This window comes from Streptomyces noursei, from assembly GCF_016917755.1.
GTDB classification, from domain to species: Bacteria; Actinomycetota; Actinomycetes; order Streptomycetales; family Streptomycetaceae; genus Streptomyces; species Streptomyces yunnanensis.
Map to the genome: position 1 here is coordinate 2,850,520 of NZ_CP070326.1, position 25,510 is coordinate 2,876,029.

At 73.4% G+C, this 25,510-nt stretch carries 23 protein-coding genes and 1 pseudogene; 11 read left to right on the forward strand and 13 right to left on the reverse strand.

The features are described 5' to 3' along the window. Nucleotides 1–34: 34 nt before the first annotated feature. Nucleotides 35–1,375: a CynX/NimT family MFS transporter gene (locus JNO44_RS12610; protein ID WP_420882638.1), complete on the reverse strand. Its 1,341-nt coding sequence runs from the start codon at nucleotides 1,373–1,375 to the stop codon at nucleotides 35–37. 145 nt (nucleotides 1,376–1,520) lie between these two features. Between JNO44_RS12610 and JNO44_RS12615 the strand changes: the two genes are divergently transcribed. Further along, the gene (locus JNO44_RS12615) at nucleotides 1,521–2,222 is read left to right on the forward strand and encodes a FadR/GntR family transcriptional regulator (protein ID WP_073444928.1); all 702 of its coding nucleotides are present in this window, start codon (nucleotides 1,521–1,523) and stop codon (nucleotides 2,220–2,222) included. Nucleotides 2,223–2,665: 443 nt separating this feature from the next. On the opposite strand, the gene fabI is transcribed toward JNO44_RS12615, so the two are convergent. Further along, nucleotides 2,666–3,436, reverse strand: a complete 771-nt coding sequence (gene fabI / locus JNO44_RS12620) for an enoyl-ACP reductase FabI (protein WP_205364020.1) — start codon at nucleotides 3,434–3,436, stop codon at nucleotides 2,666–2,668. Between the two features lie 5 nt (nucleotides 3,437–3,441). Then, on the reverse strand, nucleotides 3,442–4,146 hold the full coding sequence (fabG, locus tag JNO44_RS12625; RefSeq protein WP_039637628.1) for a 3-oxoacyl-[acyl-carrier-protein] reductase: 705 nt from the start codon (nucleotides 4,144–4,146) through the stop codon (nucleotides 3,442–3,444). A gap of 162 nt (nucleotides 4,147–4,308) precedes the next feature. On the opposite strand from fabG, the gene JNO44_RS12630 reads away from it, so the two are divergent. The 5 genes from JNO44_RS12630 (at nucleotide 4,309) to JNO44_RS12650 (ending at nucleotide 9,939) form a co-directional block, all read left to right on the forward strand. Then, on the forward strand, nucleotides 4,309–5,886 hold the full coding sequence (locus JNO44_RS12630) for a TldD/PmbA family protein (RefSeq protein WP_205364022.1): 1,578 nt from the start codon (nucleotides 4,309–4,311) through the stop codon (nucleotides 5,884–5,886). Next, nucleotides 5,883–7,310, forward strand: a complete 1,428-nt coding sequence (locus tag JNO44_RS12635; protein WP_205364030.1) for a metallopeptidase TldD-related protein — start codon at nucleotides 5,883–5,885, stop codon at nucleotides 7,308–7,310. Before JNO44_RS12630 ends, JNO44_RS12635 begins: the two co-directional genes overlap by 4 nt. A 177-nt stretch (nucleotides 7,311–7,487) precedes the next feature. Beyond that, complete coding sequence (tyrS, locus tag JNO44_RS12640) at nucleotides 7,488–8,891, forward strand: tyrosine--tRNA ligase (protein WP_205364031.1); 1,404 nt, start codon at nucleotides 7,488–7,490, stop codon at nucleotides 8,889–8,891. 195 nt (nucleotides 8,892–9,086) lie between these two features. Next, nucleotides 9,087–9,449, forward strand: coding sequence for a DUF3099 domain-containing protein (locus JNO44_RS12645; protein WP_205364033.1), 363 nt, complete (start codon nucleotides 9,087–9,089; stop codon nucleotides 9,447–9,449). A gap of 250 nt (nucleotides 9,450–9,699) precedes the next feature. Continuing rightward, the gene (locus JNO44_RS12650) at nucleotides 9,700–9,939 is read left to right on the forward strand and encodes a hypothetical protein (RefSeq protein ID WP_205364035.1); all 240 of its coding nucleotides are present in this window, start codon (nucleotides 9,700–9,702) and stop codon (nucleotides 9,937–9,939) included. Here JNO44_RS12650 and moaA read toward each other — a convergent pair. The 3 genes and pseudogenes from moaA to JNO44_RS12665 form a co-directional block, all read right to left on the reverse strand. Next, complete coding sequence (moaA, locus tag JNO44_RS12655) at nucleotides 9,922–10,911, reverse strand: GTP 3',8-cyclase MoaA (protein WP_205364036.1); 990 nt, start codon at nucleotides 10,909–10,911, stop codon at nucleotides 9,922–9,924. The two genes, JNO44_RS12650 and moaA, sit on opposite strands and share 18 nt — an antisense overlap. A gap of 179 nt (nucleotides 10,912–11,090) precedes the next feature. After that, nucleotides 11,091–12,713 carry a solute symporter family protein gene (locus tag JNO44_RS12660; protein WP_039637621.1) on the reverse strand — a complete coding sequence of 541 codons (1,623 nt, stop codon included), beginning with the start codon at nucleotides 12,711–12,713 and terminating at the stop codon, nucleotides 11,091–11,093. Nucleotides 12,714–12,829: 116 nt separating this feature from the next. Further along, nucleotides 12,830–13,165 (reverse strand): annotated as a pseudogene (locus JNO44_RS12665) (DUF485 domain-containing protein); the annotation flags it as partial. Nucleotides 13,166–13,351: 186 nt separating this feature from the next. Between JNO44_RS12665 and JNO44_RS12670 the strand changes: the two are divergent. Together JNO44_RS12670 and JNO44_RS12675 are read left to right on the forward strand one after the other, a co-directional pair. Then, complete coding sequence (locus JNO44_RS12670) at nucleotides 13,352–13,561, forward strand: hypothetical protein (RefSeq protein WP_205364040.1); 210 nt, start codon at nucleotides 13,352–13,354, stop codon at nucleotides 13,559–13,561. Nucleotides 13,562–13,757: 196 nt separating this feature from the next. Then, nucleotides 13,758–15,257: a S8 family serine peptidase gene (locus JNO44_RS12675; RefSeq protein WP_205364042.1), complete on the forward strand. Its 1,500-nt coding sequence runs from the start codon at nucleotides 13,758–13,760 to the stop codon at nucleotides 15,255–15,257. Nucleotides 15,258–15,327: 70 nt separating this feature from the next. Here the strand turns inward: JNO44_RS12675 and JNO44_RS12680 are convergent, their stop codons facing one another. From JNO44_RS12680 to JNO44_RS12710, 7 genes are all read right to left on the reverse strand, one after another. Beyond that, nucleotides 15,328–16,926, reverse strand: a complete 1,599-nt coding sequence (locus tag JNO44_RS12680; protein ID WP_205364045.1) for a TIGR03086 family metal-binding protein — start codon at nucleotides 16,924–16,926, stop codon at nucleotides 15,328–15,330. Between the two features lie 33 nt (nucleotides 16,927–16,959). Then, nucleotides 16,960–17,733 carry a lysoplasmalogenase gene (locus JNO44_RS12685; protein WP_205364047.1) on the reverse strand — a complete coding sequence of 258 codons (774 nt, stop codon included), beginning with the start codon at nucleotides 17,731–17,733 and terminating at the stop codon, nucleotides 16,960–16,962. Further along, nucleotides 17,730–18,683 (reverse strand): sterol desaturase family protein, encoded by a 954-nt coding sequence (locus JNO44_RS12690; protein ID WP_205364048.1) that lies wholly within the window; start codon nucleotides 18,681–18,683, stop codon nucleotides 17,730–17,732. The genes JNO44_RS12685 and JNO44_RS12690 overlap by 4 nt, the downstream gene beginning before the upstream one ends. Nucleotides 18,684–18,844: 161 nt before the next feature. Continuing rightward, entirely contained in the window at nucleotides 18,845–20,107 is a 1,263-nt protein-coding gene (locus tag JNO44_RS12695; RefSeq protein ID WP_073444943.1) for an amidohydrolase family protein, read from the reverse strand. Beyond that, the gene (locus JNO44_RS12700) at nucleotides 20,100–21,452 is read right to left on the reverse strand and encodes an amidohydrolase family protein (protein WP_205364049.1); all 1,353 of its coding nucleotides are present in this window, start codon (nucleotides 21,450–21,452) and stop codon (nucleotides 20,100–20,102) included. Before JNO44_RS12700 ends, JNO44_RS12695 begins: the two co-directional genes overlap by 8 nt. 9 nt (nucleotides 21,453–21,461) lie before the next feature. Then, nucleotides 21,462–22,352 (reverse strand): SDR family NAD(P)-dependent oxidoreductase, encoded by an 891-nt coding sequence (locus tag JNO44_RS12705; RefSeq protein WP_205364053.1) that lies wholly within the window; start codon nucleotides 22,350–22,352, stop codon nucleotides 21,462–21,464. Beyond that, nucleotides 22,352–23,149, reverse strand: a complete 798-nt coding sequence (locus tag JNO44_RS12710; RefSeq protein WP_205364055.1) for an acetoacetate decarboxylase family protein — start codon at nucleotides 23,147–23,149, stop codon at nucleotides 22,352–22,354. Before JNO44_RS12710 ends, JNO44_RS12705 begins: the two co-directional genes overlap by 1 nt. 126 nt (nucleotides 23,150–23,275) lie before the next feature. Here JNO44_RS12710 and JNO44_RS12715 point away from each other — a divergent pair, with 126 nt between their 5' ends. The 3 genes from JNO44_RS12715 to JNO44_RS12725 all read left to right on the forward strand — a co-directional run bounded on the left by JNO44_RS12715 (nucleotide 23,276) and on the right by JNO44_RS12725 (nucleotide 25,413). After that, nucleotides 23,276–23,908 (forward strand): TetR/AcrR family transcriptional regulator, encoded by a 633-nt coding sequence (locus JNO44_RS12715; RefSeq protein ID WP_205364057.1) that lies wholly within the window; start codon nucleotides 23,276–23,278, stop codon nucleotides 23,906–23,908. 164 nt (nucleotides 23,909–24,072) lie between these two features. After that, nucleotides 24,073–25,116, forward strand: a complete 1,044-nt coding sequence (locus JNO44_RS12720) for a DEDDh family exonuclease (RefSeq protein ID WP_205364059.1) — start codon at nucleotides 24,073–24,075, stop codon at nucleotides 25,114–25,116. Nucleotides 25,117–25,179: 63 nt separating this feature from the next. Continuing rightward, nucleotides 25,180–25,413 (forward strand): hypothetical protein, encoded by a 234-nt coding sequence (locus JNO44_RS12725; RefSeq protein ID WP_039637610.1) that lies wholly within the window; start codon nucleotides 25,180–25,182, stop codon nucleotides 25,411–25,413. Nucleotides 25,414–25,510 lie beyond the last annotated feature (97 nt).

Below are 25,510 nucleotides of genomic sequence, written 5' to 3' on the forward strand. Positions count from 1 at the left end.
CGTGACCGGGCGGTTCAGCCGCCGGCCGGCACCGTCACCGCTCGTCCTCGATGCGGCGGTTCCGCCCCGCCAGCACGCCGACCGCGATCTGCGGCACCATCAGCCCCACCATCAGCGCGATCGGCAGCCCCCAGCCACCGCTGTGCTGGTAGAGCGTGCCGACCAGCAGCGGACCGGGGATGGAGATCAGATAGCCGACGCTCTGCGCGAAGGCGGAGAGCTTGACCACCCCGGCCGGGGTGGCGGAGCGCATCCCGATCATCGTCAGGGCAAGCGGGAAGGCGCAGTTGGAGATGCCCATCAACAGCGCCCAGCCCCAGGCTCCGGCGGCCGGCGCCAGCCACAGACCGGTGTAGCCGGCCAGCCCGCAGACGCCGAGCGCGACCACCAGGGGGCCCTGGTGCCGCATCCGGGACGCAAGCCGCGGCAGCACGAAGGAGAGCGGCACGCCCATCGCCATGGTGACGGCCAGCAGCACCCCCGCGGTGCCCGCCGAGACCCCGGCGTCGCGGAAGATCTGCGGCATCCACCCCATGGTGATGTAGGCGGCGGTCGCCTGGAGGCCGAAGAAGACCGCGAGCGCCCAGGCGGTCGGCGACGAGGTGATCCGGAGGGGCGGTTCCCCGGCGCCCGGCCTGCCGCTTCCCGGCGCCACCCCTGCCGGCCGCCGCCGCAGCACCGCCAGCCAGGGCAGCACCGCGAGCGCGGCGAGCAGCGCCCAGACGGCCAGGCCGGTGCGCCAACTGCCGCCCAGCGCCGCCGTCATGGGGACGGTGAGCGCCGCGGCGAGCGAGGTCCCCAGGGCCAGCGCCATCGAGTAGAGCCCGGTCATCGCCCCGACCCGGTCGGGGAACCAGGTCTTGATGACCACCGGCAGCAGCACGTTGCTGACCGCGATGCCGGCCAGCGTCAGCGCGCTGCCGGCCAGGAAGCCGGGCGTACCGCCGGCGAACGGGCGGACCACGACGCCCACCGCGATCGCGGCCATGCCGGCGCAGACGATCGCGCCGGGTCCCCAGCGCCGGGCCAGCCGGGGCGCGGCGAAGCCGAAGACGGCGAAGCACAGGGCCGGGACGGACGTCAGCAGGCCGGCGACGGTGCCGCTCATGCCGAGCCCGTCGCGGACCTCCTTCAGCAGCGCGCCGAGGCTGGTGATCGCCGGGCGGAGGTTGAGCGCGGCGAGGACGAGACCGGCGATCACGATCCCGGTGAGCCAGCGGGCGGCGGGCCCGGACTCCGGGACGCGCTCCGGGACGCGCTCGGGGACGGCGTCGGGGCGCACCGCACCGGCGTCCCGGGCGGGCGGGACGGCGGGGGTCAGGGGCTCGGCGGCCGGGCCGAGGGTCGCGAGGTCTTCGTCTGCCATAGAGGCCATCATAGAATCATGGGATGAATAGTTGTCCAGGGGAAATCGATAGCCTCTGCACACCTCAACGGCGCCCCGGACCCCGCCGCCCCTCCCGTGTCCGCGCCGCCTCCGTCCGCCCGGACCCCCGGGCCCAGTACCCCGGAGCCCTGCCATGCCCCTGACCTCGCCCCGCCGGTCCGCGCTGGCCGACCAGGTGATCGCGCAGCTGCGCGCCCAGATCACGTCCGGCGACTGGCCGGTGGGGTCCCGCATCCCGACCGAGCCGGAGCTCGTCGAGCAGCTCGGGGTGGCCCGCAACACCGTCCGCGAGGCCGTCCGGGCGCTGGCCCACAACGGCCTGCTGGACATCCGGCAGGGCTCGGGCACCTACGTCGTGGCCACCAGTGAGCTGGCCGGGGTGATGAACCGCCGGTTCGCCGACGCCGACCCCGGGCACGTCGCCGAACTGCGCTCCGCCCTGGAGGCCGAGGCCGCCCGGCTCGCCGCGTACCGCCGCACGGAACAGGATCTGCGCCAGCTCGACGCCCTGCTGGAGCGGCGCGAGCGGGCCTGGGAGTCGGGCGCCGCCGAGGCGTTCGTGGAGGCCGACGCGACCTTGCACATGGCGGTGGTGGCGGCCTCCCACAACGACGTGCTGGCCGCGATCTACGCCGATCTGGGCGGCGTGCTGCGCGACTTCCTGCGGGCCGACGTCGGCGCCGTGCTGCGGCCCGAGGCGCACATGGACCACTCCCGGCTGGTGGAGGCGATCCGCGCCGGGGACGGGGAGCGGGCCGCCGCCGAGGCGAGCGCGCACCCCTTCGGCTGCCGACCGGGCCCGGGGGCCCTAGGGGGAGTCGAACAGACTCCGTAGGGGACGTCGGCGCCCCCTCGGGGCCACAACGGGGCGGGGGCCGGGGGCTGTTCCCGGGCTGGGGTTCCCAGCGGGGCAACGGATGCACCGCCGGCGCACGCGCGGCGCGGGCGACCGGGCAGCGCACGCACACGCGGCGGAGGCGCCCCGACGGCGCACGCACAGCGGTGACGACGCGGCGCGCGCACGCGCGCACGGTGGGGCCGGCCCTGCGGCGCGCGCACGCACAGTGGGAACGCCCCGGCAGCGCACGCACGCGCGGTCGGGCCGACCCGCGGCGCACGGGCGCACGGTGGGGACGCCGCGCCAGCGCACGCACGCGGTGGGGTCCCCACGCGCCGACGTGGAGCGGGGGCGGCCTGGCGCCCGGTCGTCTCCGCTCCGGAATGCGACACCGCCCGCCCCGGTGGACCGGGACGGGCGGTGTCGGCGGGTGGTGGGCGTCAGGCGCCCATCATGTGCACGCCGCCGTCGACGTGCACGATCTCGCCCGTCGTGCGGGGGAAGAAGTCGGACAGCAGGCCGACGACACCGCGGCCGGCCGGCTCCGGGTCGGCCAGGTCCCAGCCGATCGGGGCGCGGTGGTTCCACACGTCCGCCAGCTCCTCGAAGCCGGGGATGGACTTGGCGGCCATCGACTTGATCGGGCCGGCCGAGACCAGGTTGCAGCGGATGCCCTTCGGGCCCAGGTCGCGCGCCAGGTAGCGGTTGGTGCTCTCCAGCGCCGCCTTGGCCACGCCCATCCAGTCGTACTTGGGCCAGGCGATCTGCGCGTCGAAGGTCAGGCCGACGATCGAGGCACCGTTGCTCAAGAGCGGCAGGCAGGCCATCGTCAGCGACTTGTAGGAGTACGCCGAAACCTGCACGGCCGTCGAGACGTCGTCCCAGTCGGCCTCCAGGAAGTTGAAGGCGCCCTGCGGGCCGAAGGCGATGGAGTGCACGATGCCGTCGAGGCGGGCGTCCTCGCCCAGGTGCTCGCGGATCTTGCCGGCCAGCCCGTCCAGGTGCTCCTGGTTGGTCACGTCCAGCTCGATGACCGGGGCGGGCTTGGGCAGCCGCTTGGCGATCCGCTCGACCAGGGAGAGCCGGCCGAAGCCGGTGAGGATGACGTCGGCGCCCTCGTTCTGGGCGACCTTGGCCGCCTGGAACGCGATCGACGACTCGGTCAGCACACCGGTGACCAGGATGCGCTTGCCTGCGAGGATTCCACTCATACTGATCAGTGCCCCATGCCCAATCCGCCGTCGACAGGAATGACGGCTCCGGTGATGTACGCGGCCTCCTCGGAGGCCAGGAAGCGGACCGAGGCGGCGACCTCCTCGGGCTGGGCGTAACGCGCCAGCGGCACCTGCTTCACGATGCTCTCCCGCTGCTCGTCGCTGAGCACCCGGGTCATGTCGGTGTCGACGAAGCCGGGGGCGACGACGTTGACGGTGATGTTGCGGCTGCCCAGCTCACGGGCGAGCGAGCGGGAGAAGCCGACCAGCGCGGCCTTGGAGGCGGCGTAGTTCGCCTGCCCCGCCGCGCCCATCAGGCCGACCACCGACGAGATCAGGACGATCCGGCCCTTGCGGGCGCGCAGCATCGCCCGGTTGGCGCGCTTGACCACACGGAACGTACCGGTCAGGTTGGTGTCGAGGACGGCGCTGAAGTCCTCCTCGGACATCCGCATCAGAAGCTGGTCGCGGGTGATGCCGGCGTTGGCCACCAGCACCTCGACCGGACCGTGCTTCTCCTCGATCTCCTTGTACGCCTGCTCAACCTGCTCGGTGTCCGTGATGTCGCACTTCACGGCCAAAAATCCCGCCGGGGGCTCGCCCGAGCGGTAGGTGATGGCGACCTTGTCGCCTGCCTCGGCGAAGGCGCGGGCAATGGCGAGGCCAATGCCGCGGTTGCCTCCGGTGACCAGAACCGAGCGGCTCAAGAGATCACCCTTTCCGTATCCTGTCCGTCTTGCGTTCGGTACGAAACTATCGGTCGGGGCGCCCTTCCGGGGAATCGAGGCCACACAGCGGCACGCCCCGGTTCACTGTCGGGTCCCCACAGAAGCACGGCATGATGCACCCGCCGACTACGGGAGGATGCCGTGCCAGCCGCACCCCATGACCTTGACCAGACCTTCCTCGCGCTGCCGCTGCGCGCACTGGCCGACGCCGCACTGGCGCGGGCCCGCGCGCTGGGCGCGGAACACGCCGACTTCCGCCTGGAACGGGTGCGCAGCGCGATGTGGCGCCTGCGGGACGCCCGCACGTCGGCCACCTCCGACACCACCGACCTGGGCTACGCGGTGCGCGTGGTGCACAACGGCGCCTGGGGCTTCGCCGCCGGCGTCGACCTGACGATGGACGCCGCCGCGCGGGTGGCCGGCCAGGCGGTGGCGATGGCGAAGCTGTCCGCCAAGGTGGCCGAGGCGGCGGGCACCGGTACGGCGGCGCCGAGGGCGTCCGACGAAGGGCCGCGGTGGGTGACGGGCGGGAAGGTGGAGCTGGCCGACGAGCCCGTCCACCCGGACCGCACCTGGGTCTCCTCGTACGAGATCGACCCCTTCGGCGTCCCGGATGCCGAGAAGACCGGGCTGTTGGCGGAGTGGAGCGCCCGGCTGCTGGCGGCACCGGGCGTGGCGCACGTCGACGCGCAGCTGCTGGCCGCGCAGGAGAACAAGTTCTACGCGGACACCGCCGGCACCAGCACCACCCAGCAGCGGATCCGGCTGCACCCGGAGTTGACCGCGGTCGCGGTGGACCCGGCCACCGGGGACTTCGAGTCGATGCGCACCCTCGCGCCGCCGGTCGGCCGCGGCTGGGAGTACCTGACCGGCGGCTACGACTGGGTGGGCGAGCTGGACCGGATGCCCGAGCACCTCGCCGAGAAGCTGCGCGCCCCGAGCGTCGAGCCCGGCAGCTACGACCTGGTGATCGACCCGTCCAACCTCTGGCTGACGATCCACGAGTCGATCGGCCACGCCACCGAGCTGGACCGGGCGCTGGGCTACGAGGCGGCGTACGCCGGTACCTCGTTCGCCACCTTCGACCAGCTCGGTTCGCTGGTCTACGGCTCGCCGATCATGCAGGTCACCGGCGACCGGACCGCCGAGCACGGGCTCGCCACGATCGGCTACGACGACGAGGGCGTGGCCGCCCAGTCCTGGGACCTGATCAAGGACGGCATCCTCACCGGCTACCAACTCGACCGCAGAATGGCGAAGTTGACGGGCTTCCCGCGCTCCAACGGCTGCGCGTACGCGGACTCCCCCAGCCATGTGCCGGTCCAGCGGATGGCCAATGTCTCGCTCCGTCCGGCGCCGGACGGGCCGTCCACCGAGGAGCTGATCGCCGGGGTGGAGCGCGGGATCTACCTCGTCGGCGACCGCTCGTGGTCCATCGACATGCAGCGCTACAACTTTCAATTCACCCAGCAGCGGGCGTACCTCGTCCGGAACGGGCGGCTGGCCGGGCAGCTGCGGGACGTCGCCTACCAGGCCACCACCACCGACTTCTGGGGGTCGATGGTCGCGCTCGGCGGCCCGCAGACCTACGTCCTGGGCGGCGCCTTCAACTGCGGCAAGGCCCAGCCGGGCCAGATCGCGGCGGTCTCCCACGGCTGTCCCTCGGCGGTCTTCGAGGGCGTGAACGTGCTCAACACGACACAGGAGGCAGGACGATGAGTCCGCGCGGTACGCGCAGCAACCGGCCGTACGAGATCGTCGAGCGGGCGCTGGAGCTGTCCCGCGCCGACGGCTGTGCGGTCATCGCCGAGGAGCGCTCCAGCGCCAATCTGCGCTGGGCGGGCAATGCCCTCACCACCAACGGCACCACCCGCGGCCGGACGGTCACCGTGGTGGCGACCGTGGACGGCGCCCAGGGCACCGCGTCGGGGGTGGTCTCGCGGTCGGCGGTGACCGCGCAGAACCTGGAGCCGCTGGTGCGGGCCGCGGAGGCGGCCGCCCGGGACGCCGGTCCGGCCGAGGACGCCCGGCCGCTGGTCACCGGCGGCCGGCCGGCGGCCGACTTCACCGACGCCCCGGCCGAGACCTCCTCGGAGGTCTTCGCCGCGTTCGCCCCGGCCCTCGGGGAGTCCTTCCGGCAGGCCGCCGGCGGCGGCCGCGAGCTGTACGGCTTCGCCCAGCACACCGTCGTCTCGTCGTACCTGGGCACCTCCACCGGGCTGCGGCTGCGGCACGACCAGCCGTCCGGGACGCTGGAGCTGAACGCCAAGTCGCCGGACCGCACCCGGTCGGCCTGGGCCGGCCGGGCCACCCGGGACTTCGCCGACACCGACCCGCGGGAGCTGGACGCCGAGCTGGCCCGGCGGCTGGGCTGGGCCGCGCGTCGGATCGAGCTGCCCGCCGGCCGCTACGACACGCTGCTGCCGCCCAGCACCGTCGCCGACCTGCTGATCTACCAGCAGTGGTCGGCCACCGCCCGGGACGCCGCCGAGGGCCGCACGGTCTTCTCCAAGGCCGGTGGCGGGGAGGGCGCCGGCCGGACCCGGATCGGCGATCGGCTCTCCGGGCTGCCGCTGACGCTGCGCAGCGATCCGGCGGCCCCCGGGCTGGAGTGCGCGCCATTCGTCCTGGCGCACTCCTCCGGCGCGGACGCCTCGGTCTTCGACAACGGGCTGCCGCTGACCGCCACCGAATGGGTGCGCGAGGGGGTCCTGGACCGGCTGGTGGCCACCCGGCACGGTGCCGCGCTGACGGGGCTTCCGGTGGCCCCGGCCATCGACAACCTGCTGTTGGAGGGCGGCGGTTCGGAGACCCTCGACGAGATGGTGGCCGCGGCGGGCCACGACGGCCCGACGCTGCTGCTGACCTGCATGTGGTACATCCGCGAGGTCGATCCGGCGACGCTGCTGCTGACCGGGCTCACCCGGGACGGCGTCTACCTGGTCGAGAACGGCGAGGTCGTCGGTGAGGTCAACAACTTCCGGTTCAACGAGTCGCCGGTGGACCTGCTGGGCCGGGCGGTGGCGGCGGGCCGCACCGAGCGGACGCTGTCGCGGGAGTGGGGCGACTACTTCCCGCGGACCGCGATGCCGCCGCTGCGGGTGCCGGACTTCAACATGAGCTCGGTCAGCCGGGGCGTGTGAGGGGCCGCCGCCACCCGGCCCCCGGGCGGCGGCGCGGCCGGGCCGGGGCCGGGGCGGTGCGGGGCGCCGCCCCGACCTGCGTCCGGGCGGGCGGATATCGCGGTGAGCGGCGCATCCCGGCCTAATAGACTGTCGCCCTGTCCTCCCCTCGGGGAACCACGATCGATCAGGGACGCCATGACACGCCTCGGCGAATCCGTCGCCCGCGCCAGCACGCTGCTCTCCGCCGACCTCTCCTCGGACGCCACCGTCCGGGAGTTGCTCCAGGAGACCGGTGAGCGGCGCTATCTCGACCTGACGGACCTGTCGTCCAAGGAGCAGGCCGAACTGATCGCGTCCCGGACGGTCGAGGTGCTGCCGGGCGTGGAGAAGCTGGCCGAGCGGATCGAGGAGCGCCGGGCGGCCGGCAAGGGTCTGCACGTCAAGCTGGGCATCGACCCGACGGCGACCGACGTGCACCTGGGGCACGCGGTGCCGCTGATCATCCTGAGCCGGTTCCAGCGCCTCGGCCACGACGTCACCCTCATCATCGGCGACTTCACCGCCAAGATCGGCGACCCGTCGGGCCGTACGGCCGAGCGCCCGCCGCTGACCGACGACGACATCGCGCACAACCTCGCCACCTACCGCGAGCAGGTGCGCCCGTTCTTCGACTTCGAGAAGGTCAGCTTCCGGCAGAACAGCGAGTGGCTGGCGCCGTACACCTTCCCGGAGCTGCTGGGGCTGCTCGCCCAGGTGCCGGCCTCGCAGCTGCTGCAGCGTGAGGACTTCCGCAACCGGCTGGCGGCCGGCTCGGGCCTGACCATGACCGAGCTGCTGTACCCGATCGCGCAGGGCCTGGACTCGGTGGCGCTGGAGTGCGACGTGGAGCTGGGCGGCTCCGACCAGCTGCTCAACCTCCAGATGGGCCGCAAGCTGATGGAGCTGCGCGGGCAGCGGCCGCAGCTGGTGGTGACCATGCCGCTGATCGAGGGCACGGACGGCACCGGCGCCAAGATGTCGAAGTCCAAGGGCAATTACGTCGGGCTGAGCTCGCCCGCCGACGATGTCTTCGGCAAGATCATGTCGGTGCCGGACCGGCTGATGGAGCCGTACCTCAAGGCATGGACGGAGTGGACGGACGAGGAGATCGCCCTGGCCCTGGGTCGGGTCGGTGACCGCTCGCTGCACCCGATGGACCTCAAGAAGGTCCTCGCGGGCGAGGTCGTGGCTGCGCTCTACGGGCTGGACGCGGCGATGGCGGCCCGGGCCGGTTTCGTGGCGCAGTTCTCCAAGAAGTCGTTCGGGGACGTGGAGTCCCTGCCGATGGTGGACGCCGGCGAGCACGGCGCCCTGACGGTCGCGGCGGTGCTGACGACGGTGCTGGAGTTCACCCCGAGCGTCTCGGCGGCGCGGCGGTTGGCGAAGCAGAACGCGCTGCGGCTGGTGGTCGAGGGCGGGTCCGGTCAGTCGACGGTGGTGCTGGCCGAGGCCGACGCGGTGCGGCCGCTCTCCGAGGTCCTCGCGGAGAAGCTGTCCGGCGCCGAGGGCGTGGCCTACCTGAAGGCCGGGCGCAAGCTCGCCCAGGTCGAGGGCCGCTAGGACCCTGGGAGCAGACGGGCGCGCGTCGCCTTTCCGCGTGGGCGGGGAGGTCGACGCGCGCCTACGTCGTTCGGGGTACCGCCGCGTACGCCGACGGCACGACCCGGCCTCGTCGCGTGGGAAAGAGCGGCGTACCGTGGGATCTGACCGGAATGCGGGGAGAATCCGGCGGGACCGAGCAGGTGGTGGAACGTGATGCGGAAGCAGAGCGGCGGCGTCGAAACCTTCCGGATCACGGGGGCCCGTCAGGGGCTGACCGAGGACGTGCGGGGTCGACAGCGGCGCTATGTGATCTCGATGGCGGTGCGGACCCTGGCCGTGGTGCTCACCGCCGTGCTCTGGAACGTCGAGCGGCCGATTGCCATTGCAACGCTCGTGATCGGCATGGGGCTCCCGTACATCGCGGTGGTGATCGCCAACGCCGGTCGGGAGAACGTCCCTTCGCTGCCGTCGACGCTGGTCACACCCACGCGTCCGGCGCTGACCGAGGGCCCCGCGGAATCCGTTGCGGAACGGCCCGCGGAGGGGCGTTCGCAGTCGCGGGACGAACGGGGCTGAGTGCCGTCGGGCGCGGCGGGCGCAGCAAAGCTCAAGAAAAGCTCAGATCAATCATGCGGTTCGGCTGCACCGCGCAGCACTCCCCATGACATACTGCGTACGCGCTCCGCATCCCCCGTCGGAGCGACGGACCGACGCCGGGCGGCTCCCCCCGTGGCTGCCCGGCGTCGTCATGTCCGCAGCGGGAGTTGGCGATGTCGCAGGGAAGAGGGCGACGGAGCGCTCACGGGGTGGGACGTAGGGTTGAGGAGTGAACTCCCCGAACGATCCCGAGACTCTCACCATCTGCTCCGCCAAGGGCTGCCGCGCCGCCGCGGTGTGGGTGGTGGCCTGGAACAACCCCAAGTTGCACACTCCGGACCGGCGCAAGACCTGGCTGGCGTGCGACGAGCACCGGGAGCATCTGTCGCAGTTCCTCGCCGTGCGCGGGTTCCTCAAGGACGTGGTGGCGTTGGAGGAGTGGGAGCGGCGGTCAGCCGCCGATGGCTGACATCGGGCGCTCCGGCTGGAGGAAGGCGGGGTCGTCGAGACCGGATCCCGCCTTTTTGCCCCACATGGCCAGCTTCCAGATGCGGGCTATCTCGGCGTCGGGGGCGCCGGAGCGCAGCGCGGCGCGCAGGTCCGTCTCCTCGGTGGCGAAGAGGCAGGTGCGGATCTGACCGTCGGCGGTGAGCCGGGTGCGGTCACAGGCGCGGCAGAAGGGGCGGGTCACCGACCCGATCACGCCGACGCGGTGCGGACCGCCGTCGACGACCCAGCGCTCGGCGGGGGCGGAGCCGCGCTCGCCGTGGCCCTCGGGGGTGAGGGTGAAGCGGGTGCGCAGCGAGTCGAGGATGTCGCCGGCGGTGATCATTCCGTCGCGCTGCCAGCCGTGTTGGGCGTCGAGCGGCATCTGCTCGATGAACCGCAGCTCGTAGTCGTGGGCGACGGCCCAGGCCAGGAGGTCGGGGGCCTCGTCGTCGTTGAGGCCGGGCATCAGGACGGTGTTGACCTTGACCGGGGTGAGGCCGGCGGCGCGGGCGGCTTCGAGGCCGCGGAGGACGTCGGCGTGCCGCTTGCGTCGGGTCAGGGCGGTGAAGACGTCGGGCCGGAGGGTGTCGAGGGAGACGTTGACGCGGTCCAGGCCGGCGGCGCGCAGGGCGGCGGCGGTGCGCTCCAGGCCGATGCCGTTGGTGGTCAGCGACATCTGGGGGCGGGGTGCGAGGGCGGCGACCCGCTCGACGATGCCGACCAGGCCGGGGCGGAGCAGCGGCTCGCCGCCGGTGAAGCGGACCTCCTCGACGCCGAGGTCACGGACGGCGACGGTGATCAGGCGGACTATCTCGTCGTCGGTCAGCAGGTCGGGCTTGGCGAGCCATTGCAGGCCCTCTTCGGGCATGCAGTAGGTGCACCGCAGATTGCACCGATCGGTCAGCGAGACCCGCAGGTCGGTGGCGACGCGGCCATAGGTGTCGATGAGCACTGGGCCCCCTCCCCGAGAGTGTGGATCGGTCTGTCGATCAGTACGCCTTCGAGACTACGCGATGGGTCCGACCGTGAGGAGGCGTGAGAAGCACGAGGTGGGCGGGGTGAGCTCGTAGATCTCTACGAGGTCACCCCGCCCGTTGGCTGTAGGGACGGCTCAGTGCCCCTGGGGAGGGGTCAGTGGGCGCCGGTGCCGGTCAGGGAGCGGACTTCGAGTTCGGCGTACTTGGCGGCGTCCGGTTGTTCCTTGGAGAGCAGGGAGCCGAGCCAGCCGAGGAGGAAGCCCAGGGGGATGGAGATCAGGCCCGGGTTCTCCAGGGGGAACACCGCGAAGTGGGCGCCGGGGAACATCGAGGTCTCCTTGCCGGAGACGACGGGCGAGAAGAGGACGAGGAGGACGGAGGCGAACAGACCGCCGTAGATGGACCAGAGGGCGCCCTGGGTGGTGAATCGCTTCCAGAAGAGGCTGTAGAGGAGGGTCGGGAGGTTGGCGGAGGCGGCGACCGCGAAGGCGAGCGCCACCAGGCCGGCGACGTTCAGGCTGCGGGCGAAGACGCCGAGGACGATGGCGACCGCGCCGATGCCGACGGTCGCCCAACGGGCCGCGCCGACCTCTTCCTTCTCGGTGGCCTGCCCCTTGCGGAGGACGTTGACGTAGATGTCGTGGGCGAAGGAGGAGGACGAGGCGAGGGTGAGACCGGCGACCACGGCGAGGATGGTGGCGAAGGCGACGGCGGAGATGACGGCGAGCAGAACGGCGCCACCGGTGGAGCCCGCGCCGCCGCCGATCTCCTGGGCCAGGAGCGGGGCCGCGGTGTTGCCGGCCTTGTTGTCGTGGGTGATGACGCCGGGCTTGAGGAGGGCCGCGGCGCCGAAACCGAGGGCCAGGGTCATCAGGTAGAAGACGCCGATGATGCCGATCGCCCAGTTCACCGACTTCCGGGCGGCCTTGGCGGTGGGGACCGTGTAGAAGCGGATGAGGATGTGCGGCAGGCCCGCGGTGCCCAGGACGAGGGCGAGGCCCAGCGAGATGAAGTCGATCTTCGAGGTGGCGGTGGCGCCGTACTTGAGGCCGGGCTCCAGGAAGGCGGAGCCCTTGCCGCTGTTCTCGGCCGCGGCGCCGAGCAGCGCGGAGGGGTTGAAGTGGAACTTCCATGCCACCAGGAAGGTGATCAGCAAGGTGCCGGCGATCAGCAGGACGGCCTTGATCATCTGGACCCAGGTGGTGCCCTTCATGCCGCCGATGGTGACGTAGAGGATCATCACGATGCCGACGAGGACGACGACGAGGATCTTGCCGGTCTCGCTGGTGATGCCCAGGAGCAGGGTCACCAGGGCGCCGGCGCCGGCCATCTGCGCGAGCAGGTAGAAGATCGAGACGACGATGGTGGAGGTGCCGGCGGCGGTCCGGACGGGGCGTTGGCGCATCCGGTAGGCGAGCACGTCGCCCATGGTGAAGCGGCCGGAGTTGCGCAGCGGTTCGGCGACGAGGAGGAGCGCGACGAGCCAGGCGACGAGGAAGCCGATGGAGTAGAGGAAGCCGTCGTAGCCGAAGAGGGCGATGGCGCCGGCGATGCCGAGGAAGGACGCGGCGGACATGTAGTCGCCGGAGATGGCCAGGCCGTTCTGGAATCCGCTGAACTGCCGCCCGCCGGCGTAGAAGTCGTCCGTGCCCTTGGTCTGCCGGCCGGCCCAGACGGTGAGGCCCAGGGTGGCGGCGACGAAGACGGCGAAGAGGGTGACGATCAGGGTGCGGTGCTCGCCGGCGGCACCGGCGGCGAGGTGCGGGGTGAGGTTCATGCGCCGGCCTCCTGTACGCCGGTCTGCTCGGGGCCGTCCCCCGGGGCGTCGGCCTGTGCCGCGCCGGCCTGCCGGGCGGCGGTCTGCGGGGCGGGGGTCTGCGGGGCGGCGGTCGCGCCCTCCAGGCGGGCCTTGATGGCCTGGGCGCGGGGGTCGAGCCGGGCGGCGGCGTGCCGGGAGTACCACCAGGCGATCAGGAACGTGGTGACGAACTGGGCGATGCCGAGCACGAGGGCGACGTTGAGGTGGCCCGCGACCCTGGTGGCCATGAAGTCGCCGGCGTAGCTCGACAGCAGCACATAGCCGAGGTACCAGAGGACGAAGGCGAGGGTGAGCGGAAAGGCGAACGAGCGGTGGGCGCAGCGGAGTTCGGTGAACTCCGGACTCGACTGCACCTGTGAGTAGTCGGGCGGGTCGTGCTGCCCCGGGTCGGCGTTGGGTGCGGTGATCACGGAGTCTCCTGACGCTCGATGAGCTGCTGCGGGGCCGACGATAAGGCCCGGATAAGTGACGTGGATCACGCATCGTAGGGCGACCGGGCGCGATGCGACAGACGATGGATGGTTGAATTCCCGAAGAAATCGGGGGAATGGGTGCACCGGCCGCCACCGCTCGGGCGACACTTCGTTGAGCCGGCCATGACTCCGCCGCCCTCACCGGACCCGGCTCCGCACGCCCCTCGCCGGCGCCCGTACGGCAGCGTCCGGCTGTCCGCGCCGGTCGCCGTCACCCCGACGCGACCGCACCCCGGGGCGGGCGCCCGGCGCTGGTACGGCCCGCGGGTCCCGCTGCCGCCGCTGAGCATGGGCACCCTGCGGCGGCGCGACGGGGCGGGCCGCCGGGACTGAGGCCGGGGACCCCGCCCGGGCCGCGCGCCGACCGGCCGTCCGGCGTCGCCTGACTGCCCGTCAATTTGCTGCTCCTGGGCGGTTTTCTCCGCGTTCCATTGTTGTGCGCCGGTGATCGCCGATAGCTTCACCTGTCGTGTAACCGCCCGTCCGCGTCCCGCGCCCGGGCGGTCCGACGGATGAGGTGGAGTACCCCATGGCACGTCCCCTTGCACATCCCCGGAACAGACGCCTGCGGGCCCTGGCCGTACCGCTCGGGCTGGCGCTGACCGCAACGACCGGGTTCCTCGGCGCCCTGCCGGACGCGGCCGGCGCCGCACCCCAGGACAGTGGCCCGCTGCTGTCGTACGTCGTGAACACCGCCCCCGACCACGCCACGGTCGACAAGGTCGAGCAGGCGATAATCCGGGCCGGCGGCAAGGTGATCACCGCCCACGAGCGGATAGGCGTGATCGTCGCCCACTCGGCCAACCCGCGGTTCGCCGCCACCCTCCGGACGGTGGCGGGCGTGCAGTCGGCGGGCGCGACCCGCACCGCACCGCTCAAGCAGTCCGGCACGACCGACTTCGGCAAGCCGCAGCGGCTGACCGCGGCCCAACTCGCCGCGGCCGAGCGGACCGCCAAGGCCAAGGGCGAGGAGCCGCTGGAGCCGCTCCAGTGGGACATCCGCGCCATCAAGGCCGACCGGGCGGCCAAGGTGAACCCCGGCAGCCCCAAGGTGACCGTGGCGGTCATCGACACCGGCGTGGACGACACCCACCCGGACCTCCGGCCGAACTTCTCGGCCCGACAGTCCGCCAACTGCGTGGGCGGGGTGCCCGACACCTCCCCCGGGGCCTGGCGGCCCTACGACCCGGTCAGCGACGCCCACGGCACGCATGTGGCGGGCACCATCGCCGCGGCCCGCAACGGCATCGGGGTGACCGGCGTCGCGCCGGGCGTGAAGGTCTCCGCCATCAAGGTGAGCGAGCCCAAGACCAGCTTCTTCTATGCGGAGAGCGTCGTCTGCGCCTTCGTCTTCGCCGCCGACCACGGCGTCCAGGTCACCAACAACAGCTATTACGTCGACCCGTGGATGTTCAACTGCAAGGACGACGCCGACCAGGCAGCCATCATTGACGCGGTCGGCCGGGCGGCGAAGTACGCGCAGGACAAGGGCGTGGTGAACGTCGCCGCGGCGGGCAACGCCAACTCCGACCTCGGGGCCGACAAGCTCACCGACGCCAGCAGTCCCAACGACTCCACCCCGGTCAGCCGCGCCCTCAGCCCCAAGACCTGCTGGGACGTGCCGACCCAGCTGCCGGGGACGGTGACGGTCGCGGCGACCGGTTCGCACGGCCTGAAGTCCGGCTACTCCAACTACGGCCTCGGCCAGATCGACGTCGCGGCGCCGGGCGGCGACGCCAAGCAGGTGCCCGAACTGCCCGCCAAGAACGGCAACGTCCTCTCCACCATCCCCGGTGGTGACTGGGCCTTCTACGCCGGTACGTCCATGGCCTCGCCGCATGTCGCGGGCGTGGCGGCGCTCCTGAAGAGCACCCACCCGAAGGCGAGCCCGCAGGAGATCCAGTGGCTGCTCAAGGAGCAGGCCGACAACCCCGGCTGCCCGGCGGGTGACGCCACCTGCACCGGCACCCCGCAGGTCAACAGCCACTTCGGCTACGGGATCGTCAACGCGCTGAAGGCCGTGAAGTAGCCGCCGGTCCGGCCCGCCGGTGCGGCGGCCCGGGCGGCACGGCGGGCCGGGCGGGCGACCGCCCGGCCCGTCACACCTCGCGGCCCAGAAAGGCGGCGAGCCGGTCCGCCGCGGCGGCGCCGGGCGGCGCGGGCCGCTCCGGGGCGAACGAGCCGCCCTCGGTGCGGGGCGCGGCCCCGTAGATCCGGCGCGCCGCCTCCAGGGTCTCCTCGGCGACCTCCGGTGCCAGTGCGGTCGGCGCGCCGAGCGCCCGCGCCAAGTCCCCGCCGTGCACGAGGAGTTCGACGACCACCTGCTGGACGAGGAGCGCGCCGGGCGCCTCGTAGGGGCCGAAGGTGCGCTCCGTCATCCCGCTGCTCCGGAAGGCGGCGAGCGCGGCCCGGGCGGACTCCTCGAAGGCGGCACGCGGGTCGTCGCCGAGGTGGTCGGCGGTGTGGTCGGTGCGCGGCGTCCCCTCGGCGATGGAAGTGACCATCAGGCTCTCCCACACCATGTGGTCGAGCAGTTCCCGCACGGTCCAGCCGGCGCACGGCGTGGGCCGCGCGAGGTCCGCCGGCCGCACCTGCGCGACCAGCGCGCCGACGGCGTGGACGACCCGCTGGTAGGCGTACAGCACCCGCTCCGGGTCGGGGGCGCCGAACGCGGCGCGGTCCACCAGGACGGGGGTGCGGTGGGCGCGCAGCGCGGCGGCGGTCCAGGCGCCGGCGGTCTCCCAACGGGGCGGCGCGGGGCGGCCGGTGGCGGTGCACAGCAGTCGCCAGTAGCGCGCGACGAGGGGTTCGGCGGCGGTCTCCAACTGCTCCAGCAGACGGGTCCGGGCGGCCGGGCCGTCCTCGGCGGGCGGGGCGTCCCCCGCGAGCGGGGCTTTCTGGGTGGGGAGCCAGGCGGCGACCAGCTCCGCGACGATCGGCTCGGCGGCCGGCGAGTCCGGCGCGATGCCGTCGGCGACGGCGGCCTCGGCGCGGGCGTGCATCAGGGCGGCGACCCGCTCGGCGGCCTCGATGTCGGCCACCGTGTCGCCGGTGGGGGAGGAGTGGGGAGCCGGGGGAACGGGGCCGGGTGCCGTTCGGGCGCTGTAGACGGCCAGGCGGCGCAGGGCGGCGCGGAACTCCGGGTCGCGGACCAGCAAGGCCAGTTCGTTCCAGGCGTGGAGCTGATCGGGGGTGGGGTCGTCGGGCAGGTCGGGGGTGGCGGCCAGCAGGCCGCTGCGGTAGGCGGGGGCGGGTACGCCGTCCAGCGCGTCGTCGATGACGTCGGCGACGATGCGGCGGCGTTCCTCGGCGGTCAGGCGGGCGAGTCGGGTCATCTGCGGCAGTTCCTCTGCTGCGGTGCCCCCCGCGGCCACCGCCCGGAGGACGGCGCGCTGCGCGCGCAGCGCGGCGATCTGCGCGTCCAGGGCGTCCGCGGAACGCGCCGCCGTGTCGGCGAGGGTGCGTTCGCGGTGCAGGACGGCGCGGATCGCCGCCGTCCCGACGCCCAGGTCGCGCAGGCTGCGCACGATCTCCAGGCGGGCCGGGGCGTCCGGTCCGTAGAGGCGGTAGCCCGCGGGGGTGCGGGCGGCGGGCGGCAGCAGGTCCTGGTCCGACCAGTTCCGTATGGTCTTGACGGAGACTCCGGTCAGACGCGACAGCGCGCCGATCGAGAGCAGTCCCGTGCCGTCCTCGTACATGCCCCCACCTTCGGGTCTCCCACGGGGGGAGACTCAAGGGGCACGGTACGCCGCCGTCGGGCGGGGCTCCGCCGGCGCCGGTGCGTCCGGATCGGCCGCGGCCGCCAACACCCCGACGGCGAGGGCGTATTGGGCCGCCGTGTAGGTGAGCATGATCCAGAACTGTGGGGCGGGCAGCTGGGGCCACCGGGCGATGCCGCCGGCGATCAGGGAGTCGGAGAGCAGGAAGAGCAGCCCGCCGACGGCGACCAGGGGGCCGACCCGGAGCGCGCCGAACGCCATCGCGGTGAGCAGCAGGCTGTAGCCGGCCACCGGGATCCGCAGGGCGGCCGGCAGGTCGGGCCACAGCAGCAGCACGGTGGTGACCAGGGCCGCCGCGTACAGCCCGGCGGCCAGCGCGGTGCGCGACCGTCCGGCACGATCACCGGCTCCACCGGAGCGCCCCCTTCCGGGGCCGCCGTGCCGGGCGAAGAGCAGCAGGTAGCAGAGGTGTCCGGCGGCGAACGACCCCATGCCGACGCGGAACGCCCGCTCGCCGCCGATCTGGAGGAAGGTGTCGCCGCCGCAGCCGAACAGCAGCGCCCCGGCCAGCAGCGGCGGCCCGCCGCGGAGCAGGACGTGGGCGGCCAGCAGCGGCATCAGGGCCGGCTTGGTGACATGGACGGCGGTGTCCGCCAGGGTCGCGGGGCCGCCGCCGGGCGCGGCGGCGGCGTGCGCCACGAGGGCGGCGAGGTGGCCGACGGCCAGGACGGCGAAGGCGACGAGCAGGGCCCGTGCGGCGCGCGGGCGGGGCGCGAGCGGACTCACGCCGCGGTCTCCCCCACGGCCGGCCCGGCGGCGGTCCGGTCCGCGGCCGGGCGGCGGCCGGTGGGCGCGCCGGCCCGCTCCGCCGCAGCGGCGACGGCCGCGGCCTCGGCGGCCCGGACCCGGGCCGGCTGCCAGCCGGGCCCGCCGAACACCCGCCCGGCGCGCTCGCCCCAGCTCTCCGCGGCCCGGATGTCGCGGGCGATGGCGGCGTACTCGTGGGTGGCGACCCGCAGCGGGTTGTGGGTCTTGATGTTCTTGGTGAGGCCGTAGACGGGCCGGTCGGTCTCGGGGACGAACGAACCGAACATCCGGTCCCAGATGATCAGGATGCCGCCGAAGTTGCGGTCCAGGTAGCCGCCTTGGGAGGCGTGGTGGACGCGGTGGTGCGAGGGCGTGTTGAACACGAACTCGACGGGGCGGGGCAGTTTGCCGATCCGCTCGGTGTGCACCCAGAACTGGTAGACGAGGTTGGCGCCGGAGGTGAAGGCGATCGCCGCCGGGTGCACGCCCAGCGCGACCATCGGCACGTAGAACGGCCAGACCGTCCAGGTCGTCCAGGGCTGCCGCAGCGCGGTGGTGAAGTTGAACTTCTCGCTGGAGTGGTGGACCACGTGGCAGGCCCACAGGACGCGGACGACGTGGTGGCCGCGGTGCGACCAGTAGTAGAAGAAGTCCTGGGCGAGCAGCATCAGGAGCACCGTCCACCACAGGACGGGGATGCGCAGCGGGGTCAGCTCGTAGACCGCGGCGTAGATCGCCACGATGGGTATCTTCCACAGCGCGTCGAAGACCAGGCTGCCCAGCCCCATGGTGATGCTGGTCGCCGCGTCCTTGGCCTCGTAGCCCTGCGCGTCCTCGTCGGGGTGCAGGCGGTAGCTCACCATCTCGACGACGGTGAGCAGGACGAAGGCGGGTACGGACCACAACACGACATCGGGCAGGTGCGGCATGCCCCGCACCATAAATGCGCCGACGGGCGTACCGCTAGAGGTTGTTACTCAGAAGTATGTAAGACGTGGTGTCAGCATTCGGGCGGATGCCTACCGGCGGTAGCCCCGTGGGGCCGTGCGGCACGCGCCGGGGGTGGTGGCGCGTGCCGCACGGCCGGGCTTCACCAGACCCGTACCGACGCCCCCTTCGCGAAGGCCGGGCTGGTGGCGTCGGGCGGGGGCGCGGTCAGGGGTTCGGCCAGCTCGGCGGTGGTGGGGCCCACGCGGGCCGCGACGGCGTCGAGGGCGGTGAGGTCGAAGCCGTAGACACGGGCGGCGTTGCCGCCGGTCATGGCGGCGATCTCGGCCGGCGGGAGGCCGGCGTAGGCGGCGCGCAGGGCGTGCCGGGAGTACGGGTGGGTGCCCTCGTCGTGGGGGTAGTCGCTGCCCCACATGATCTTGTCGAGGCCGATCCGGTCGCGCAGCGGGACCTCGTGGGGGCGCATGAAGCTGGCGCCGACGTAGCAGTTGGCGTGCCAGATCTCGGTGGGGGTGCGGTCCAGGGAGGCGGCCAGCCCGGCGCCGAAGCGGGATTCCGCGGTGGTGGCGCGGGAGGCGGAGGCGACCAGGCGGCCGTGGTAGTAGTCCAGCATGTCGAGGACGCCGGGGATCCAGCCGGAGCCCTGCTCGGTCAGCACCAGGGTCAGCCCCGGGTGGCGGGTGAAGACGCCGCCGAAGACGAGGTGCCACAGCGCCCGGTGGGAGAACCAGGTGGTCTCCACCATGAACACCGCGCGGGCGGCCGGTTCGTCGCCGAGCGGCGGGGAGGCCGAACCGCCGTGGTGGTTGACGGGCACGCCGAGCTCGGCGCAGACCGCCCACAGCGGGTCGTAGTACGGCGAGTGGAGTTCGGGCAGCCCGGAGCCGGGCGGGGTGCCGGGGAGCATGATGCCGCCGGTGAGGCCGGCTTCCTTGGTGCGGCGGACCTCGCGGACCGCCTCGTCGACGTCGTTGAGGAGGATCTGGGCGACGCCCGCGCGGCGGCCGGGGGCCTGGGCGCAGAAGTCCGCCAGCCACCGGTTGTGGGCGCGCAGGCCGGCCCAGCGCAGCGCGAAGTCGGCGGGGGTGGGCGGCGGCGCCATCAGGGACGCGCTGGGGAAGAACGGCGGGATGGTGTTGGGGAAGACGACCTCGGCGACGATGCCGTCGGCCTCCTGCTCGGCCAGTCGCCGGTCGGAGTTCCAGTTGCGGTCGGCGGTGTCGGCGAGCAGGTCCTCGTGCGGGTTGACGTAGCCGGCGGCCCAGGCGTCGAACGCCTCGTGGTGGCCGGAGGGGAGGTAGGAGCGGTAGTCGAGGAGGTCGGCGCCGGCGTGGCAGTCGGCGGAGACGACGGTGTAGCGGGGCGCGTCGGTGGGCGCGCCGGGCACGGCGGTGTTCTCAGGCATGGGTCACCCCCACGTACGGGAAGTCCTGTCCGGTGAGCCAGTGGCGGCCGGTCTCGCGGGCGCGCCGCCAGGACGCCGCGACCGGTGCCTGGTCGGCGGGCTGGCCCAGCTCCGCCGGGGTGGGGCCGATGCGGCGGGCGTGCGGGGCGAGCCGGGCCGGGTCGAAGCCGAAGACCTCGGCGGCGGACGTGCCGAGGATGCGGCGGGTCTCGTCGATCGGGATGTCGTGGAAGGTGTTCGCCAGCCACTCCCGGGTGCGCGGCCAGGTGCCCTCCGGGTGCGGGAAGTCGCTGCCCCAGAGGATGTTGCCGACGCCGATCTCGTAGCGCTGGGCCAGTTCGCGGCGCTTGGTGTTGGTGGCGCAGACGAAGACGTTGCGGTCGAGGTACTCGTGCGGCGGGCGCTTCAGCCCGGCGAACGGGGAGAGCTTCTTGCCGCCGTGCGCGCCCAGGTAGAGCCGGTCCATGAACCACAGCAGGTTCGGCAGCCACCAGCAGCCGGACTCGGCGATGCCGAAGCGCAGGCCGGGGTGGCGTTCGAAGACCCCGGACCAGAGCAGGAACCACAGCGGACGGGCCGGCCACCAGGTCACCTCGCTGACGAAGATGCCGAGGTGGTCGCCGTACTCCTCGCGCGGGGCGGCGCCGGAGTGGGTGACCACCGGCATCCCGGCCTCGGCCGCGGCGGCCCACACCGGGTCGTAGCGCCGGTCGTGGTAGGGGGCGCCGGCGCCCCACATGGCGGGGACCATCAGGGCGCCCAGGCCGTCGTCGCGGGCCCGGCGCAGCTCGGCGACGACGGTGTCGACCTCGCCGGTGAGGGGCAACAGCGCAACGCCGCAGTGCCGTTCGGGGTCGGTGGCGCAGAACTCCGCGAGCCAGCGGTTGTGGGCCCGGGCGCCGGCCATGCCCAGTTCCGTGTCCTGGTCGCCGGACAGGCCGAGGCCGACGCCGAAGGGCGCGGCGGTCGAGCTGTCCACGGCGTCCGCGTCGGGGAAGACGACCTCGGCGGCCACCCCGTCGCCGTCGAGCTCCTTGGCCCGCTGCGCCGGGTCCCAGCCGCCGCGCAGCCCTTCCTCGTGGTCCTCGAACCACCGGGTGGCGAAGGTCTCGTTGCGGACGCCGAGCCGGGTCATGGCCGCGCGCCGGGCGTCCCGGCCGGCCAGGAAGTCGTCGAAGGCCCGGTGGAAGCGGCGCTCCAGATAGGGGCGGTACTCCTCGGTGGGCAGTCCGGCGTGGCAGTCCGAGGAGATGATCAGGTAGGGGTCCTGGGACCCGGGGTCCGCGGGGCTGCCGCCCGGTGGGGCGGGACGCGGTGCGGCGGGGTCCTGGTACGGGTCGCTCATGGCGGTCCCTCACTCGTCGTCGAGGATGAAGTGCTCCAGGTACGTGGGGGCGGCGCGGTCCAGCTGGGACCGCGCCCGCGCCCGGATCTGTGCGTCGGTGTGCGCGCTGGGCGGCAGCAGCCAGAAGCGGCCGGCCCGGATGCCGGCCACGACCTGCTCGGCGACGTCCTCGACGGGCGTGAACGCCACCTCCTGCCCGGCCTCCTTCATGGCCGCCTCCCACGCCACGAGGGTGCGGTAGGGCGTCCTGCGGGGGCGGGACTTGGCGTGCCGCGCGGGCCGGTTGCGGTGCGACTCCCACAGGCCGGTGCGCAGCATGTGCGGCCCGGGGAAGAGCACCGACGCCCCGACGGGGGCGCCCTCGGCCGCCAGGTGCGCGTACAGGGACTCGGTCAGGGTCACCACGGCGGCCTTGGTGACGGCGTAGACGGAGGCGGTGGGCAGCGGCGCGATCCCGCCGTCCGTGGAGGAGGTGTTGACGACGTGCCCGGGCGCCCCGGAGGCCAACATCCGGGGCAGGAAGCACTGGACGCCGTGGAAGACGCCCCAGACGTTGACCTCGAACGCCCACCGCCAGTCGCTGGGGTCGTGCTCCCACATCCGCCCCTCGGCGCCGGAGCCCACCCCGGCGTTGTTGCAGAGCACGTGGACGGCGCCGAAGGTCTCGTACGCGGCGCCGGCCAGCGCCTCGACCTCCTCCCGGACGCCGACGTCCACGGTGCGCGTCAGCAACTCCGCGCCGTCCGCGGCGAGTTCGTCGGCGGCGGCGCGCAGCGGCCCCTCCTCGACGTCGGCGAGGACGACCTTCAGGCCCTCGGCGGCGAAGCGGCGGGCCATCGCCCGGCCGATGCCGCTCGCCGCGCCGGTGACCACCGCGACCTGCCCGGCCCGCAGCTCCATCAGGCGCTCCCTTCCGGCGGGGCGTCCAGGACCTGCCGCGGGTCGTCGTAGCGCTGGTGGACGTAGGGCAGCAGGGCCTCGGCGGGGACCCGCCGGACGACCTCGCCGCTCTGGTCGGAGGTCTTCTCGCCCAGGGTGATCCCGACCAGGGCCTGCACCGGGAGGTCGGCGACGGGGTCGTACATCGACTCGCGCAGCACCACGTCGCCGGTGATCCGCTCCAGCGTGCGGACCTTCTCGGTGCGTCGGCAGTGCACCAGGACCGGGTCGCCGTCGAAGCCCGAACCGTCCACGGCGGGCAGGAACTTGAAGTAGAAGTCGGTCCGGGTCTCCGGTGCCGGCGGCGGCAGCTGGCCGCCGACCGCGCCGCGCACCTCCACGAAGGCGATGCCGTGCCGGGCGAGGGCGGCGCGGACGGTCAGGCCGTCGCGCTCCACAGTGACCTCGCCGAGCTTCTTAGGCTCGCCGAAGACCTCCCGGCCGCCGGTCAGCGCCCGCTCGTGGGTCATCGGCATGACCAGCGGATACCAGCCCTCGGTGCCGTCGTGGGCGGCCGCGACCGCGACCGAGCCGGCGCCCAGCGGATAGCCGGGCAGGTTGACGGTGCTGATGGTGGCCCGGACCAGCGGGCGTCCGGTGGGGGTGAGCGGAGGCGGGAGGACGGCCGCGACCGCGTCCGGGTCGGTCTCCCATAGGGCCACCACGCCGGTGGACCAGATGTCGGGGAGCCGGGCGCCGGCGGCGCGGGTCGCGGCGATCTCCGCCGCGGTGCGGGCTCCGTAGCGAATGCGTGCCATGGCGTACCACCCTTCGTCATCCGTGACGCGCGGGGGTTGTGCGAGGCGTCTGTAACACAGTTACACCGCCTCCGATGAAGGGTAAAGAGCCGTGCAGCTAACGGAGTTGGGCGATAGTGGGGTGCTATGACACGCAGCGCGCTGACCGGTGAAGAGGTCCTGGCGACGGCCGCCCGGCTGGTCCGGGCGCACGGCCCGGAGACCCTGACCATGCGCCGGCTCGCCACCGAACTCGGCACCGCCGTCACCTCCATCTACTGGCACGTCGGCAACCGCGAGTCCCTGCTGGACGCGCTGGTGGCCCGCACCCTCCAGGAGATGGGCGAGATCCGGCCGACCGGCGGCACGCCCCGGGCGCGCGTCGTCTCGGTGGCCCGCGCGCTGCGCACGGCGCTCGGCGAGCGCCCGCACCTGATCGCGATGGTGCACGAACGCGGGCTGACCGAGCGGATGTTCCTGCCCGCGCAGCAGGCGCTGGTCCACGAGGTGCACGCGGCCGGGCTGCGCGGGGCGCTCGCCGCCGAGGCGGTGCGCGCCGTGCAGTTCCTGGTCGTCGGCTCGGTCCTGGTGGACCGCAACCGCGCCCGGTCGCCGGCCCAGCACCCCAGCGAGCGCGAGCTGTGGGACTCCCCCGCCGCCGGGCAGGACCCGGCGCTGGCCCGTGCCCTGGCCGCACCGGCCGACGCCGAACGGCTCTTCCTGGTCTCCCTGGAGGCGCTGGTCTCGTCACTGCTGGGGCCGGACCGAAGGCCGGCGTGAGGACCACGGCACGGGCTCCGGGCGGCCCCGACCGACCGTACTGCGGCCGGTCTGCGGCCGGTCTGCAGCCGTCCTGCGGCCGTACTGCGGACACGGTGCGCGCGACGGCCCGGCCGAATGCGCCCCGGCGATGCGGTGGCTGTCGGTGCCGGCCCGTATCCTCAATGACCATGCTCGAAGACCGCAGCGCAGCCGCCCCCTCGATCGCGCCGAGGATCGGCCGGCAGCCGGGCCCGCAGACGCCGCCGGCCGACTGGCCGACCGGGTATCCCCAGGGATACGCGGTGGTCGACGTCGAGACCACCGGCCTGGCCCGCGACGACCGGATCATCTCCGCCGCCGTGTACCAACTCGACGCCCAGGGCGAGTTCCAGGACTCCTGGTACACCCTCGTCAACCCCCAGCGCGATCCCGGACCGGTCTGGATCCACGGTCTGACGAGCGAGGTGCTGGCGGACGCGCCGCTCTTCCCCGAGATCGTGCCGGAGCTGTCGGCGCGGCTGGCGGACCGGGTGCTGGTCGCGCACAACGCCATGTTCGACTGGTCGATGCTGGCCCGGGAGTACGCCCGCGCCGCCGCGGTCGCCCCGGTGCGCCAGCGGCTGTGCACCATCGCGCTGTCCAAGGAGCTGGGCCTGCCGCTGCCCAACCACAAGCTGGAGTCCCTCGCCGCGCACTTCGGCGTCGTACAGGAGCGCGCCCACCACGCCCTGGACGATGCCCGGGTGCTGTCCGAGGCGTTCCGCCCCAGCCTGCGCCGGGCCGCGCAGACGAACGTCCGGCTGCCGCTGCTGACCTGCCAGCCGCTGACGGAGTGGTCGGACGCCCCCGCGCCCCGCTCGCACCCCACCGGCTCGTCCTACCGCCCCAGCACCTGGCGGCCGGCCCGCAAGCGCCCGGCCTGCCCGTACCCCAACCCGGGGCGCTACGAGCCCGGCGGCCGGCTCGTCCAGGGCATGCGGGTCGCCTTCTCGGGCGACACCTCCGTGGACCGCGAGCTGCTGGAGGACCGGGCGATCGAGGCCGGACTGCACGTGGCGACGAGCGTGTCCCGGCTGACGAGCCTGCTGGTGACCAACGACCCGGAGGCCCGGACGTCCAAGACGATCAAGGCCACCACGTTCGGCACGGCCGTCGTCGACGAGGCGGCGTTCATGCAGCTGCTCCAGGACGTCCGGCCGGCAGCGTCGGCACCGTCGTCCGGGTGAAGCCCGGCCAACACACCCGGCGCCACCTCGCCCCGGGTGGGCCCCGCCCGCAGTCTGTGGCGCATGGCACGTTGTGAGGTCTGCGGAAACGACTACGGCATGACGTTCGAGGTGCACGCGCAGGGCGCGGTGCACGTCTTCGACTGCTTCGCCTGCGCGATCCACCGCATGGCGCCGATCTGCGAGCACTGCCGGGTGCAGATCATCGGGCAGGGCGTGGAGGCCGAGGGCCAGTGGTACTGCGGGGCGCACTGCGCCCGCTCGGCGGGGCGGGTGGGCATCGTCGACCGGGTCTGACGCCGGTCGAGATCGCGGCGGCGCGGCGGTGTCCGGGTCCCCCGCCGGGGCCGGTGCCGGTCGCCGCCGGGGGACCCGCGGGCGGGGCGTCCGGGGG